Origin of the sequence: Nocardioides sp., from assembly GCF_031397825.1 — a bacterium.
Taxonomy (GTDB): Bacteria; Actinomycetota; Actinomycetes; order Propionibacteriales; family Nocardioidaceae; genus Nocardioides.
On record NZ_JANNML010000129.1, the window covers coordinates 1 to 13464 of the forward strand.

Annotated in this window: 14 protein-coding genes and 1 pseudogene; 6 read left to right on the forward strand and 9 right to left on the reverse strand. The window is 72.0% G+C overall.

What is annotated here, in order from left to right; all coding sequences use genetic code 11:
• Positions 1–108: 108 nt before the first annotated feature.
• Positions 109–876, forward strand: coding sequence for an NUDIX hydrolase (locus RMN98_RS11260; RefSeq protein WP_309648908.1), 768 nt, complete (start codon positions 109–111; stop codon positions 874–876).
• Between the two features lie 36 nt (positions 877–912).
• Here RMN98_RS11260 and RMN98_RS11265 read toward each other — a convergent pair.
• Positions 913–1815: pseudogene (locus tag RMN98_RS11265) on the reverse strand (EamA family transporter); the annotation flags it as partial.
• Between RMN98_RS11265 and RMN98_RS11270 the strand changes: the two are divergent.
• Positions 1814–2719 (forward strand): LysR family transcriptional regulator, encoded by a 906-nt coding sequence (locus RMN98_RS11270; RefSeq protein WP_309648909.1) that lies wholly within the window; start codon positions 1814–1816, stop codon positions 2717–2719. The pseudogene RMN98_RS11265 and the gene RMN98_RS11270 overlap by 2 nt on opposite strands.
• On the opposite strand, the gene RMN98_RS11275 is transcribed toward RMN98_RS11270, so the two are convergent.
• From RMN98_RS11275 to RMN98_RS11310, 8 genes are all read right to left on the reverse strand, one after another.
• On the reverse strand, positions 2716–3090 hold the full coding sequence (locus RMN98_RS11275; protein WP_309648910.1) for a hypothetical protein: 375 nt from the start codon (positions 3088–3090) through the stop codon (positions 2716–2718). The genes RMN98_RS11270 and RMN98_RS11275 overlap by 4 nt on opposite strands.
• Positions 3091–3171: 81 nt before the next feature.
• A complete protein-coding gene (locus RMN98_RS11280) occupies positions 3172–3906 on the reverse strand; it encodes an EI24 domain-containing protein (RefSeq protein ID WP_309648911.1) in 735 nt (244 codons plus the stop codon).
• Positions 3907–3913: 7 nt separating this feature from the next.
• Positions 3914–4903, reverse strand: a complete 990-nt coding sequence (locus RMN98_RS11285; protein WP_309648912.1) for a tetratricopeptide repeat protein — start codon at positions 4901–4903, stop codon at positions 3914–3916.
• A gap of 101 nt (positions 4904–5004) precedes the next feature.
• The gene (locus RMN98_RS11290; protein WP_309648913.1) at positions 5005–6213 is read right to left on the reverse strand and encodes an acetyl-CoA hydrolase/transferase C-terminal domain-containing protein; all 1209 of its coding nucleotides are present in this window, start codon (positions 6211–6213) and stop codon (positions 5005–5007) included.
• A 43-nt stretch (positions 6214–6256) separates the two neighbouring features.
• On the reverse strand, positions 6257–6772 hold the full coding sequence (locus RMN98_RS11295) for a PH domain-containing protein (RefSeq protein WP_397209411.1): 516 nt from the start codon (positions 6770–6772) through the stop codon (positions 6257–6259).
• Between the two features lie 18 nt (positions 6773–6790).
• Positions 6791–6952 (reverse strand): hypothetical protein, encoded by a 162-nt coding sequence (locus tag RMN98_RS11300; RefSeq protein ID WP_309648915.1) that lies wholly within the window; start codon positions 6950–6952, stop codon positions 6791–6793.
• An 83-nt stretch (positions 6953–7035) separates the two neighbouring features.
• Complete coding sequence (gene meaB, locus RMN98_RS11305; protein WP_309648916.1) at positions 7036–8028, reverse strand: methylmalonyl Co-A mutase-associated GTPase MeaB; 993 nt, start codon at positions 8026–8028, stop codon at positions 7036–7038.
• Positions 8029–9219, reverse strand: coding sequence for an acetyl-CoA C-acetyltransferase (locus RMN98_RS11310; RefSeq protein ID WP_309648917.1), 1191 nt, complete (start codon positions 9217–9219; stop codon positions 8029–8031).
• Between the two features lie 161 nt (positions 9220–9380).
• Between RMN98_RS11310 and mce the strand changes: the two genes are divergently transcribed.
• From mce to RMN98_RS11330, 4 genes are all read left to right on the forward strand, one after another.
• Positions 9381–9830: a methylmalonyl-CoA epimerase gene (gene mce, locus RMN98_RS11315; protein WP_309648918.1), complete on the forward strand. Its 450-nt coding sequence runs from the start codon at positions 9381–9383 to the stop codon at positions 9828–9830.
• Between the two features lie 111 nt (positions 9831–9941).
• Positions 9942–11282 carry a crotonyl-CoA carboxylase/reductase gene (gene ccrA / locus RMN98_RS11320; RefSeq protein WP_309648919.1) on the forward strand — a complete coding sequence of 447 codons (1341 nt, stop codon included), beginning with the start codon at positions 9942–9944 and terminating at the stop codon, positions 11280–11282.
• A gap of 206 nt (positions 11283–11488) precedes the next feature.
• Positions 11489–12760, forward strand: a complete 1272-nt coding sequence (locus RMN98_RS11325) for a hypothetical protein (RefSeq protein WP_309648920.1) — start codon at positions 11489–11491, stop codon at positions 12758–12760.
• A partial coding sequence (locus tag RMN98_RS11330; protein WP_309648921.1) for an AI-2E family transporter occupies positions 12757–13464 on the forward strand: 708 nt, incomplete at its 3' end. The genes RMN98_RS11325 and RMN98_RS11330, both read left to right, overlap by 4 nt.

Genomic DNA, 13464 nt, shown 5'->3' on the forward strand with positions numbered 1-13464 from the left:
CCCCCCCCCCGCCCCCCCCCCCCCCCCCCCCCCGCCCGGGGGGGGGTGTGGGCCCCCCCCCCCCCCCCCCCCCCGGCCAGGCCTGGGGTCGGACACTAGGGTTGTCGCGTGAGTCAGGAGCCGAGCACCGAGACCGTCGCCGACGGCGTCGCCCGCATCGTCTGGGCCCCGGCGCTCGCGGAGTCCGACTGGACCACCACCCTCGACGCCGTACGACGTGAGGTCGCGGCGGCCCTCGAGGCTCACGGCCGTGTGGAGACCCACGTCCCGGCTGACGACGAGGCGGCGCAGCGGGTGGCGACCTGGTCCGGGATGCGCCGCGAGGGCATCATGCGCGGCGTCGACGGCGACCACGTGGTCTATGCCCGGCTGAGCTCCGACATCGCGGTCGACGAGCCCGGCGGGTTCCGCGCGCTGCTCAACTCCTTCCTGCCGCGCAAGCGCGCGATCAGCCAGATGCTCGTGCGCGACACCGAGGGCCGGGTGCTGGTCTGCCAGCTGACCTACAAGGCTGACTGGGACCTGCCCGGCGGTGTCGTCGAGGTCGGCGAGTCACCGCAGCTCGCGGTCTCCCGCGAGGTCGAGGAGGAGCTCGGCCTGACGATCCCGGCCGGACCTCTCGTGCTGACCGACTGGCTACCGCCGTGGGGCGGATGGGACGACGCGCTCTGCCTGGTCTTCGACGGCGGGGTCCACGAGGCCGCGATCACCGACCGGATCGTCAAGCAGGCCCGGGAGATCCGCTCGGCGGAGTTCCTCACCACCGGACAGGCCCACGAGCGCTGCGCCGACTTCACCGCCCGCCGCATCGACGCCGCGCTCGCCAACCTCGCTCACCCCGACGGGGGTCCCGCCTACACCGAGTCCGGCCGCTGAGGCAGCACCCGGACTCCGGGGACGCAGGGCGACCAGCGCGCCGAGGACGACCACGGCACCGCCGGCCAGCTCCGCGGCGGTCGGCACCTCGTGCAGCAGCAGCCATGCGGACGCCATCGCGACGACGGGGGCGAGCAGCACCCACGGCACCACGGCCGCCGACGGGTTGCGTGAGAGCAGGCCGTTGAAGATCCCGTAGCCCACGAGCGAGGCCAACCCGGCGGTGTAGAGCGTCGAGACCAGCACCTCCCAGCCGAACGACGCCACCCCGTCGGCGATCGCCGCCGGGCCGTCGAGCACCAGCGAGAGCGCGAGCAGGGGCAGCGGCACCACGAGGCCCGACCACACCGTCAGCGACAGCCCGCCACTGACCCGCGCCGCCCGCGCGACCACGTTGCCGATGCCCCAGGACAGCGCGGCCAGCAGGCACAGCGCGAGCGCCAGCAGCGGCACGTGGCCTCCTCGACCCAGGGCCACGACGAGCATGCCGAGCGAGCCGAGCCCCACGCCGACCGCCTGGGCGGCCGTCGGCCGCTCGCGCAGGACGCCTGCGGCGATCACGACGGTGAAGATCACCTGGGACTGCAGGACCAGCGCCGCGAGGCCGGGCGGCATGCCGGCGGCCATCCCGACGTACAGGAAGCCGAACTGGCCGAGCGACATGAACGTGCCGACCAGGGCGACCACCCGCCAGCTCGCGGCCGGCCGTGGCACCAGCAGGACCGCGGGGAAGACCACGAGCGCGAAGCGCAGCGCGAGGAACAGCAGCGGCGGCACACCGACCATCCCCCAGTCGATCACCACGAAGTTGAAGCCCCAGACCGTGGCGACGAGGGCAGCGAGGAGGGAGTCACGACGGGTCACGTGCTTCAGCCTGACGGGCATGACTCGTAAGCACCAGCGAATGTTGGTGTGCCTGATCGCGTAGCATCCCTGCATGATCGATCTCGCCGCCCTCGGCTCGTTGCGCGCCGTCGACACCCACGGCTCCGTGGTCGCGGCCGCCGAGGCGCTGGGGTTCACCCCCAGCGCGGTGTCCCAGCAGGTCAAGCGGCTGGAGAAGCAGACCGGCGTCCCGCTGCTCGAGCGCGTGGGCCGCGGCGTGATGCTGACCAGCCACGGCCGTCACCTCGTCGACGCCGGCGGTCGGCTGCTCACCGACCTCGAGGAGATCGAGGCGGGGCTGCACCGCCAGGCCGCGACCGTCGCCGGTCACCTGCGGCTGGCGGCCTTCTCCACCGCGATGCGCGGACTGGTCGCCCCGGTCGTGCGCACGCTGCGCGACGCCCACCCCGACCTCACGCTGAGCCTCTCGGAGCGCGAGCCGTGGGACACCGTCGACCTGGTGGCCGCGGGTCACTACGAGGTCGGGGTCGTGCACCGCTGGGGCGACGTGGCCCTGGCCATCCCCGAGCACCTCGTGGCCACCACGGTGGCCCACGACGTCGCCGACGTGATCGTGCACCGCGAGCACCCGCTCGCCGGACGCGCCCGCGTGAGCCCGCACGACCTCGTCGACGAGGGCTGGATCGCCACGCACGACGGGACGATCTGCCGCGAGTGGCTCACCCGGATGTACGACGGCACGGGGCGCCTGCCCCGCATCGCGCACCAGTCGATGGAGTTCGACAGCCACCTCGCGCTGGTGCGCGCGGGCCTCGGGATCGCCCTGGTGCCGCGCCTGGGTCGCACCGAGCTGCACACCGATCTCGTCGCCGTACCGGCTCATGACCCGGTGCCGACCCGCGAGGTGATCGCCGTGCACCGCCGCAGCATGACCACGTCGCCGGCGGTCTCCGCCGTGCTGGCGGCACTGGCTGGATCGGCGGGCTCAGCGAGCTAGAAGGAGTCCTGGCCGTCGCGGAGGTAGGGCGTACGGTGGTCGCGGGCGACGCGCTTGACCGCGGTCCACGCGTCGATCCGGGCTGCGAAGGCGAGGTCGGGCAGCAGCGGATCCTTGCCGTAGAGGCTGACCAGCGCGCGGCCGTCGTAGGTGAAGCCCTGGTAGGTGCGGGCGATGCCGTCCGGGTCCCGCTCGCTGAGCGACCAGCCGCGGTAGTCGAGCTCCTCGAGCGCAGCCAGGAAGTCGGCACGGTGCAGGGACTCCCCCTCCAGCACCACGTCGGTGCGTGGCAAGGGGAGGATCAGGAAGCCATCGCCGCTGGCCAGGTCGAGCACCGCGTGGTGCAGACCCATGTCGAGAGTGGTGAGCACATCAGCACCTGTTCGTCCGGGGGTTCGTGTGCCAGGACAACGCGCCACCGGCCCGGGGGGCACGCGTGACGAGGACCTTGTCTAGACCCGGACGTGAGGCCCGGTCGCGACGAGGTCGCGGGCCAGCATCGTGGCGCCGGCGACCGCGGCCGGCATCACCAGCACCGCCCCCAGCGGCACGAGGAACGACGCCTGCACGGCGATCCCGAAGCCGAGCACGGTCCCCCGCTGTCCTCTTGCGAGGTCGGCCCTCCCCCGGGCATCGAGACCGCGCGCCTCCAACGGCCGCCCCAGCAGGTCGCGGGCCAGAAGCCACCCCCCGACGACGAGGCCGAGCACGGCACCCAGCAGGGCCCCGACCAGGGGGAGGAATCCCGCGATGACGACCAGCAGCCCCGCGAGCGCGCTGCCGAGGACGAGCACGAGGCCGTCCCGGACGGCCCGCCACGCCCCGACCTCGGCGTCGGGCACCTCGCCCCCGAGCATCAGCTCGGTCTCGCGCCAGATGCGGGCATAGCAGGGGTCGCCGACGGCCAGGGTCACGCCCACGAAGGTCGACGCCGCCAGGGCCAGGGAGCCCAGCACGAGCGCCAACGCCAGGCCCACCCGCACCAGGGTGCGCACGAGGTCGGACGCGCCGTCGACGAAGGGCGTCAGCCATCCCACCAGCTCCGGGAGCCGGAGCAGCAGCACCACGAAGGCGGTCGCCAGGACAGCGAAGACCAGCAACGCCGGGAGCATCCCCAGCAGCATCAGGCCGGGGCGTCGCCGCCACAGGCCGAAACCGCGCAGCAGGTAGCCGGCCCCCGAGGTCACGCGGCGCTCAGAACAGGGCGGACGCGAGCGACTGGCGCCCCTTGAGGACGCGGGGGTCGTCGTTGCCCACGGCCGCGAAGAGGCCCAGCAGGTGCTCGCGGGCGGCGTTCTTCTCCTCGCCCGCGGACCGGCGCACCAGCTCGACGATGCGACCGAAGGCGTCGTCGACAGCACCGTCGAGGAGGTCGAGGTCGGCCACGAGGGTCTGTGCCTCGACGTCGTCGGGGGCCGCGTCGGCGGCGGCACGGGCGGCGGCCGGGTCGACGCCCTGGGTGCGCTGCAGCACCTTCGCCATCGCGAGGCCGCCCGCGGCCTCGACGTCGGCGGGGTTGGCGGCGACGAGCTTCTGGTACTCCGCGACCGCGGCGTCCACGTCGCCTCGACCGAGGGCGTCCTCGGCCGCGGCGTAGCGCGGATCGGCCTGCGGCTCGCCGTCGGACTCCTCGGGCGCCGGTGAGCCGGGCAGCGGCTGGTGCCGCGCGGTCATGCCCTGGGCGGCGAGACCCTGCATCACCTGGGTCAGCGTGGCGCGGAGCTCCTCGATCGGCAGGGCGTCCTGCAGCAGCGGCGCGGGCCGGCCGTCGAGGACGGCCACCACGAGCGGGATCGAGGGGATCTGCATGGCCTGCGCGATGCCCGGTGCGGCGTCGATGTCGACGAGACCGACGAGGAACTTGCCCTCGAACTCCCCCGACAGCGCCGCGAGGTCGTCGGCCAGCTGACCGCTCTCGGGCATCCGTGTGCGGGAGTAGAACGCGAGCATGACCGGCGCGGTCATCGACTGCTCGACGACGGCCTGGAAGTTCTCCTCGGTCACGTCGAGCGCGTAGGACGACGTGCCGGTCGGTGCTCCCCCCGCGCCGGCAGCGGACGCTGCCCCCGGAGCTGCACCGGGTCCGCCGCGCCCGGGGCCTCCACCTGTCGGGGCAGGCGCGGCCGGGCGCTTGAGGGCGGAGAGGTCGATCGCTCCGGGACGGGTGAACGGCTGCTGGGTCATGGGGCCAATCCTAGGGAGGCCGTCGCGCGACGCTCGGGCAGGTACGCCGAGTCGGCGCGATGTTGCAGCCCGTACGCCGAGTCGGCGCGATGTTGCAGCGCTCACGCCAGGCCCAGCCCGACCGCCTCCTCGCGCAGGTCGTCGCGCACGGACGGATGGGCGGCATGCTCGATGATCTGGCGCGCCTGCTCGCGCTGGTCGCGGCCGAAGACGTCGGCGATGCCCTGCTCGGTCACGATCGCGCTCATCTGGAAGGACGTGACCGGCTCGTCGACCAGCGCGACGACGGTGGAGCAGTCGGCCTTGGGGTGCCAGGAGCGCAGCGCGATGAAGGCCTGTCCCCCGGTCGAGTGCAGCGCACCGACGATGAAGTCGGTCTGCCCCCCGAAGCCCGAGTGGATGCGCGCGTCGATCCGCGACGCGTTGGCCTGCCCGAAGAGGTCGACCTGCAGGGCGGTGTTGACGCTGACCATGGCCGGGTTGCGCGAGATCAGCGCCGGGTCGTTGGTGACCTCGGTGCGCACCATCCGCACCCGCTCGTTGCCGTCGACCCAGTCGAGGAGCTCGGGCGAGCCGAACAGGAACGACGCGGTGATCGGCACCTGCCGCTCCAGTGCGCCGGCCCGCTCCAGCGCCAGGACACTGTCGGAGAACATCTCGGTCCAGATCCGCAGGCCCCGCCGGGCGACCAGGCCCCGCATGGTGGCGTCGGGGACCGCGCCGATCCCGGCCTGGAGGGTCGCCCCGTCCCCGACCCGCGCCGCGACCTCCTGCCCGATCCGGGCCGACGCTGCGTCGATCGGGCTCCCGGTGGCGTGCAGGAGCGGCTCGTCCACCTCGACCATGACGTCGATGTGCTCGACGTCGACCTCGGCGTCGCCGAAGGTCCACGGCATCTGGTCGTTGACCTGGGCGACGACGACACCTCCGGCGCGCCGCACGGCCTCGATCGCGGCCGGCAGCACGTTGACCTCCACGCCCAGCGACACCTTGCCGCCCCGGGGGCGGGTCGTGTGGAGGACGACGGCGTGCGGCGCCAGCGGGCCCGCGAAGAGGGCCGGCACCAGCGAGAGCCGCGACGGCACGTAGGACAGGCGAGGGCTGCGCCGCATGCCCGGACCGACGAACGACGTCTCGAGCGTGACGCCCTCACGGTCGGGCACACCGTGCTGGGCGTTCAGCACCCACAGCCGGTACGACGGCACCAGCTCGTCCACGAGACCCAGCGTCGTCCACGGGGTCGCATGGTTGCCCGTGACGACGATGCGCGGGTCGGCGGGCAGGCGGGCCAGGTGCTGGGCGAGGGTCACCCGTTGATTGGAGCAGGTGTCGGCCACGGCCGCACGCGCGACCTCAGTTGACGACGCGCGGGCCACGCAGGCCCGAGCGCTGGACGACCCGCTGGATGGCGAGGTCCCGCTCGTCGGGCCGCCCGACGTAGCGGATGTCGCGCAGCCCCTGCTCCTGCGCGGCCGACTCGAAGCAGAAGTGCCCGAAGCCGAGCACCCTCCCGTGCAGCGGACGCACGACGCTGATGTCGAGGATCCGGCTCAGCGGCATCGTCGCGAGGTGGGTCGACAGCACGCCGTGCACCCGGAAGACCCGCATGTTGGTGATCACGAAGCGGTCGCGCCGCTCGCGCAGGATCCCCCACGCGGCCCGCGCCCCGAGCACCGCGGCGACCACCAGGAAGAGCCAGCCGATGTCGACGTGCACGAAGGGCACCGCGACGACGGCGACCAGCCCCAGGAGCCCTTCGAGGCCGGGGCGCAGGTAGGCGACCCAGTGGTGGCGGACCTCGTCGACGATGACCTCCCCCTCCTCGCGCAGGAGGTGGCGGGAGATCTTCGGGTCACCCCAGGAGGTCAGCAGCCCCACGCGCAGCGCCTACAGCTCACCGAAGAAGTCGATGACCGCGCGGAAGAGCTGGCTGCCCCAGTCGGCGACCTGCCCGCCTGCGGCGCCGGTCGTGTCGGCGAGGCCACTGGGGTCGGTGAACATCCAGAAGCCGAGGAACAGCACCACCAGGGCGATGAGCACCTTGTTCACGAGAGAGTCTCCATCATGAGCCCGAGAGAATGGATCGATACATTCGTACCACTGATCACTCTGGTCACGCGGCAGGCGCGCCCTCAGCCCGTGAAGGACTCCAGCAGCCGGTCGGCGGCCGCATAGGGGTCCGACTCCCCCGCCACCACGGCGGCGGCGAGCTCGTCGAGCTCGGAGCGGCCGTGCACGTCGCCCCACCCACGGCGCAGCGCGGTGAGCGCGATCGCCTCGATCTCGTCCCTCGCCCGGCGCGTACGACGGCGCGTGAGCTCGCCGGTCGCCTCCAGCCACGCCAGGTGCTCGTCGAGGGCGGCGGCGACCTCGTCCACCCCCTCGCCCTTCTGCGCGACGGTCTTGAGGATCGGCGGCTGCCACGCGCCCTCGCGGCGCTCGGCGAGGTTGAGCATCGAGCGCAGGTCACGGCGCACGGAGTCGGCACCGTCGCGGTCAGCCTTGTTGACGACGTAGACGTCGCCGATCTCCAAGATGCCGGCCTTGGCCGCCTGGATGCCGTCGCCCATGCCCGGCGCGAGGAGCACCATCGTGGTGTCGGCGAGGCCGGCGACCTCGACCTCGCTCTGGCCGACGCCGACGGTCTCCACCACGATGACGTCGCAGCCGGCCGCGTCGAGCACGCGCAGGGCCTGCGGTGTCGACCAGGCCAGACCACCGAGGTGGCCGCGCGAGGCCATGGATCGGATGAAGACGCCCGGGTCGGAGGCGTGGTCCTGCATCCGGACCCGGTCCCCCAGCAGCGCTCCCCCGGAGAACGGGGAGGACGGGTCGACCGCGAGGACGCCGACCTGCTTGCCCTGGCGGCGCAGCTCACCGACCAGGGCATTGGTCGACGTCGACTTGCCGACGCCCGGGGAGCCGGTGATGCCGACGACGTGCGCCCGCGGGCCGGAGGCCGTGATCGGGGCCAGCGCCGCCATCACCTCGCGCAGCAGCGGCGACTCGTCCTCGACCAGCGAGATCAGCCGGGCGACCGAGCGGGCCTGGCCAGCCAGGGCTCCGGAGACGAGATCGGGGACCGACGCCGAGCGGCGTCGGCCCCCGGTGGGCTCGAGGGTCACTCAGGCCTTCGGCACGCGCACGATCAGGGCGTCGCCCTGGCCGCCGCCACCGCACAGGGCGGCCGCGCCGACACCGCCACCGCGACGCTTGAGCTCCAGCGCCAGGTGCAGCACCACGCGGGCACCGGACATGCCGACCGGGTGACCCAGGGCGATGGCACCACCGTTGACGTTGACCTTGGACTCGTCGAGGCCGAGCGAGCGGGCCGACTCGATGCCGACCGCCGCGAAGGCCTCGTTGAACTCGACCAGGTCGAGGTCGGTGGGGGCGATGCCCTCCTTGGCGCAGGCCTTGGCGGTGGCGTTGGCCGGCTGCATCTGCAGGGTGGAGTCGGGGCCGGCGACCATGCCGTGCGCACCGATCTCGGCCAGCCACTCCAGCCCGAGCTCCTCGGCCTTGGCCTTGCTCATGACGACGACGGCGCAGGCGCCGTCGGAGATCTGCGAGGACGAGGCCGCGGTGATGGTGCCGTCCTTGTATAAGGCGGGACGCAGGCCGGCGAGCGACTCGGCGGTGGTGTCACCGCGCACACCCTCGTCCTGGCTGATGACGACCGGGTCACCCTTGCGCTGCGGGATCGAGACCGGGACGACCTCGTCGTCGAAGACGCCGTTCTTCCAGGCGGCAGCGGCCTTCTGGTGCGACTGCGCGGCGAACTCGTCCTGCTCCGCACGGGTCAGGTTGGTGCCCGCGGCGTTGCACTGCTCCGTGAGCGCGCCCATCGCCTGCTGGGTGGACTGGTCGAAGAGGGCGTCGTAGGCCATCGAGTCGACCAGCGACACGTCGCCGTACTTGAAGCCCTCACGCGACTTGGGGAGGATGTGGGGCGCGTTGGTCATCGACTCCATGCCGCCAGCCACGATGATGTCGGCCTCTCCGGCGCGGATCATCTGGTCGGCCGTCGCGATCGCGTTGAGGCCTGACAGGCAGACCTTGTTGATCGTGATCGAGGGCAGCGAGAGCGGGAGCCCGGCGGCGATGCCCGCGGTGCGGGCGGGGTTCTGGCCGGCACCGGCCAGGATGACCTGGCCCATGATCAGGTAGTCGACCTGGTCGCCGGCGACTCCGGCCTTCTCCAGGGCGCCCTTGATGGCGTGCCCTCCGAGCTCGGCGGCCGTGAGGCCCTTGAAGCCTCCGAGCAGACGACCGATCGGGGTACGAGCCCCGGCGACGATGACGGATGCTGACATGGGTGCCTCCACAAGATGAGCGGTGATGTGCGGTGCCGAGATGGGTCCCTCGTGACGATACCCACGAGTCACATCGCGCCGCGAGGGTGTCCGCGACCACGCCGTGAGGCACACGTCACAACAAGTCGCGGCGACGCGCTCGCCATAAGACCATGAGCCCCATGACCGCATCGCTCGACGTCCCCGCCCACCTGTTCACCGCCATCGACCACGTCGGCATGGCCGTGCCCGACCTCGACGTCGCCATCGCGTTCTACCGCGACACCTTCGGGATGACGCTGGCCCACGAGGAGGTCAACGAGGAGCAGGGTGTGCGCGAGGCCATGATGGCGGTCGGCGACTCCGGCTCCTGCGTCCAGCTGCTCGCGCCGCTCAACGAGCAGTCGACGATCGCCAAGTACATCGACCGGTCCGGACCGGGCTGCCAGCAGGTCGCCTACCGCGTCACCGACGTGGAGCAGGTCAGCGCGATCCTGCGCGAGCGCGGCCTGCGCCTGCTCTACGACGCCCCCAAGCGCGGCACGTCCGACTCGCGGATCAACTTCGTGCACCCCAAGGACGCCGGCGGTGTCCTGGTCGAGCTCGTCGAGCCGGCCGCTGCCCCACACTGAGACAACCCGCACACTCCGCCCCACATCCGGTTACCCACCGGTATCTTTCGGGCCAATCCAGTGGGCCGGACCAGCCCGAACAGCACCATCGAGCAGAGGAAAGAGTCACCCGTGCAGAACATCCTGGACGCCATCCAAGCCGGAGACACCAGCAGCGAGGACTTCGCCAACCTGGCCCTCCCCGAGTCCTACCGGGCCGTCACGGTCCACAAGGACGAGGTCGACATGTTCGAGGGCCTCGCCACCCGCGACAAGGACCCCCGCACGAGCCTGCACGTCGAGGACGTCGCCCTGCCCGAGCTCGGTCCCGGCGAGGCCTACGTCGCGGTGATGGCCTCGGCCATCAACTACAACACCGTGTGGACCTCGATCTTCGAGCCCGTGTCCACCTTCGGCTTCCTCGAGCGCTACGGCCGTCTCTCCGAGCTCACCAAGCGCCACGACCTGCCCTACCACGTGGTCGGCTCCGACCTCGCCGGCGTCGTGCTCAAGACCGGCCCCGGCGTCACCAGGTGGAAGCCCGGCACCGAGGTCGTGGCCCACTGCCTCTCGGTCGAGCTCGAGGACCCCGCCGGCCACGACGACACGATGATGGACCCCCAGCAGCGCATCTGGGGCTTCGAGACCAACTTCGGCGGCCTGGCCCACATCGCCCTGGTCAAGTCCAACCAGCTGCTGCCCAAGCCGGCCCACCTCACCTGGGAGGAGGCCGCCTCCCCCGGCCTGGTCAACGCCACCGCCTACCGGCAGCTGGTCTCCAAGAACGCCGGTCAGATGAAGCAGGGCGACAACGTCCTCATCTGGGGCGCCTCCGGCGGCCTGGGCGGCTTCGCCACCCAGTACGCGCTCAACGGCGGCGCCAACCCGATCTGCGTGGTCTCCAACGAGGAGAAGGCCGGCATCGTGCGCTCCATGGGCGCGGAGATGATCATCAACCGCTCCGAGGAGAAGTGGCAGTTCTGGAACGAGGAGGGCACCGAGCAGAACCCCAAGGAGTGGCAGCGCCTGGGCAAGCGGATCCGTGAGCTCACGGGCGGCGAGGACATCGACATCGTCTTCGAGCACCCCGGCCGTGAGACCTTCGGAGCCTCCGTCTACGTCACCCGGAAGGGCGGCGTGATCACCACCTGCGCCTCCACCACCGGCTACATGCACGAGTACGACAACCGTTACCTGTGGATGAACCTCAAGCGCATCGTCTCCAGCCACTTCGCCAACTACCGCGAGGCGTTCGAGGCCAACCGCCTCATCGACCAGGGCAAGATCCACCCGACCCTGTCGCGCACCTACACCCTCGACGAGGTCGGCCAGGCCGCGCTCGACGTGCACCACAACCTCCACCAGGGCAAGGTCGGCGTGCTGTGCCTGTCTCCCGAGGAGGGCCTTGGCGTCCGCGACCACGAGAAGCGCGCCAAGCACCTCGACGCGATCAACCGGTTCCGCGGCGTCTGAGCCCGCATCACCCGATCATCGGTGACCCGTCCCCCATCTGGGGGGCGGGTCACCGCCCAATTTCGGGCTGCACGACGCCGCGGTCGGGGCCGAGTCGCCCTCGTCACCCTCATCCCTGAGACCGCCCGTGTGCCGGGGTGGGTTCTCTCAGCCGGATCGTGGAAGATGGCCACGTCACCCACCACCAGCGACGAGGAAACTCCCCCATGAGCGACCAGGGTCTGTCCATCTTCGACCACGAGCCCGACGCCGCGACCGACGAGCCTGACGCGGAAGCGACCCAGGTCATCCCGGTGCAGTCCGAGCAGAAGGGCGCGTCCACATCCCCGGCGCCCCAGAAGCCCGCCCCGTCGCAGGCCCGGCCCGCCGCGCAGAAGCCGGCCCAGAGGCCGGTGCTGCCGCCGCCGGCCGAGCGCACCGCCGCCCAGCCCGTCGCACCCCCAGCCGCTCCGGCCCGCGCCGCTGCTCCGATCGCGAGCGCGCCCGCCGGAGGCTTTCCCGTCGTACGCCGCGGCGGCTACGACCGCGCGGCCGTCGACACGCAGGTCAACCAGCTCGCCCGCGACAAGGCCGGCCTGAGCGCCAGCCTGACCGAGTCCGAGCGCCGCGTCCTCGAGCTCGAGGCCGAGCTCACCGACGCCAAGACGCAGATCGCCGAGAACGCGACGCCCTCCTACGCCGGTCTCGGTGGCCGCGCCAGCACCATGCTGCGCCTCGCCGAGGAGGAGGCCACGGAGATCCGTGACGTGGCCGAGCGCGACGCCAACGAGATCCGCGAGCAGGCTGCGCGCGACGCCAAGGCCATCCGCGCCGATGCCTCACGGGAGGCCGAGGACATGCGCTCGGTCCAGCTCCAGGAGCTCGACCAGACCCGCATCCGCGTGCTCGGCGACGCCGAGCAGGAGCGCACCCTGGCGAAGGCCGAGGCGGAGGACGTGCTGGCCGCTGCCCGTCGTGAGGCCGACCAGCTGCGCCTGGCCGCACAGCAGGAGACCAGCGAGATGCGCACGTCGGCGACCCGCGAGGTCGAGCAGGCCCGCGCGGCCGCGGACCGCGAGGTCCAGGAGGCGCGTCGCACGCTCGCCGTGGAGAAGGAGCGCCTGGCCCGCGAGGCCACCGACCACCACAACTCCGCCACCGCCGAGACCCGCCGCCTCGTCGAGGAGGCCGAGCAGCGGGCCGCTGCCGCCGAGGAGCGCGCCAGCCAGGCCAGCAAGCAGGCCACCGAGAACCGCGCGGCAGCCCAGGCCGAGGCCGAGGCGACGCTCTCGCGTGCCCGTCGTGAGGCCGAGCAGGTCGTGGCGACCGCGCACAGCCAGGCCGAGTCCATGGCCTCGACGGGCACCGTCGAGATCGAGCGCGAGATCGCCGCTCGTCGCGCCGAGCTCGACCGCCTCACCAAGCGTCGTGACGCGATCTCCGCCCAGCTCGCCTCCCTGCGCGACGTCGTCGCTGGTTTCGGCGAGGACGAGAGTTGAGCGACGACCCGCAGGCCGCCCAGGAGGCGGCCGAGCGGGCCGAGGCTGCGGCCGACCACGCCGAGACCGCCGCGGAGCAGGCCGAGACCGCGGCCGAGCACGCCGAGGCGGCTGCCGAGCACGCCGAGACCGTCGTCGAGCAGGTCCACACCGACGACTACGGCACGCCCGGCAAGCCCTTCGAGAAGCGCTCGCCGTTCTACCTCGGCTTCTTCGGCGCTCTCGGGGTGCTGGTCGCCTACTTCCTCTGGTCGGCGCTGCTGAGCATCGGCTCCACGCTGCTGCTCATCGTCGTCGCCCTGTTCATCGCCGCCGGGCTCAACCCGTCCGTGGAGTTCCTCGAGCGGCGCGGTCTGCGCCGCAGCCTGGCGGTGACCGCCGTCATCGTCGCCTTCCTCGGGGCGGTCGCGCTCTTCATCGTCGCGATCGTCCCGGTCATCACCGACCAGGTCACCGCGATCAGCCAGAGCGCACCCGGCTGGCTCGACGAGCTGCAGAAGAACAAGCAGATCCAGAAGCTCGACGACGAGTACGACATCATCTCCAAGGTCCGCGACTACGTTGCCAACGGCGACTTCCTGAGCGGCATCTTCGGCGGCGTGCTGGGGGTCGGACTCAAGATCCTGGGCGCCCTGTTCAACGCGTTCATCATCCTGGTCCTGACGCTCTACTTCCTGAGCTCGCTCGACAAGACCAAGAACGCC

What these genes read in the sequence shown, in the direction of transcription:
- RMN98_RS11270 (WP_309648909.1), top strand. Translation starts at nt 1,814, where the DNA reads ATGATCGATCTCGCCGCCCTCGGCTCGTTGCGCGCCGTCGACACCCAC.
- RMN98_RS11285 (WP_309648912.1), bottom strand. Translation starts at nt 4,903, where the DNA reads ATGACCCAGCAGCCGTTCACCCGTCCCGGAGCGATCGACCTCTCCGCC.
- RMN98_RS11310 (WP_309648917.1), bottom strand. Translation starts at nt 9,219, where the DNA reads ATGTCAGCATCCGTCATCGTCGCCGGGGCTCGTACCCCGATCGGTCGT.
- mce (WP_309648918.1), top strand. Translation starts at nt 9,381, where the DNA reads ATGACCGCATCGCTCGACGTCCCCGCCCACCTGTTCACCGCCATCGAC.
- RMN98_RS11325 (WP_309648920.1), top strand. Translation starts at nt 11,489, where the DNA reads ATGAGCGACCAGGGTCTGTCCATCTTCGACCACGAGCCCGACGCCGCG.